Origin of the sequence: Aquimarina hainanensis, from assembly GCF_042684685.1 — a bacterium.
Taxonomy (GTDB): Bacteria; Bacteroidota; Bacteroidia; order Flavobacteriales; family Flavobacteriaceae; genus Aquimarina; species Aquimarina hainanensis.
Window position 1 is genome coordinate 410 of record NZ_JBHULX010000045.1, and the last position, 411, is coordinate 820.

Annotated in this window: 1 protein-coding gene; it reads left to right on the plus strand. The window is 44.8% G+C overall.

Translation table 11 applies throughout. The features are described 5' to 3' along the window. Positions 1 to 411 (plus strand): PKD-like domain-containing protein (locus tag ACFSTE_RS20580; RefSeq protein WP_378298388.1); only part of this gene is annotated, 411 nt, incomplete at both ends.

The following is a 411-nucleotide window of genomic DNA, read 5'->3' on the forward strand; positions in this document are numbered from 1 at the left end:
TGTACAACCGGAACCAACACTGGATGCAACAGATCTAACTAACACCAGCTGTAGTGATGTAGCACTTAGCAGAGACCTGACTCTTGATGTGACTGAAACAGGAACAACCTTTACATGGATTGCAGCGGATAATGCCAATGTAACAGGAGAATCAACTTCCCTGCAAACAACGACAACCATTAACGATGTACTGACCAATACCAGTGGAACAGATCAGACGGTAACCTATACGGTAACCCCTAGTGGAAGTAACGGATGTACTGCCGATGCCTATACAGTAACAGTAACTGTACAACCGGAACCAACTCTGGATGCAACAGATCTAACTAACACCAGCTGTAGTGATGTAGCACTCAGCAGAGACCTGACTCTTGATGTGACTGAAACAGGAACAACTTTTACATGGATTGC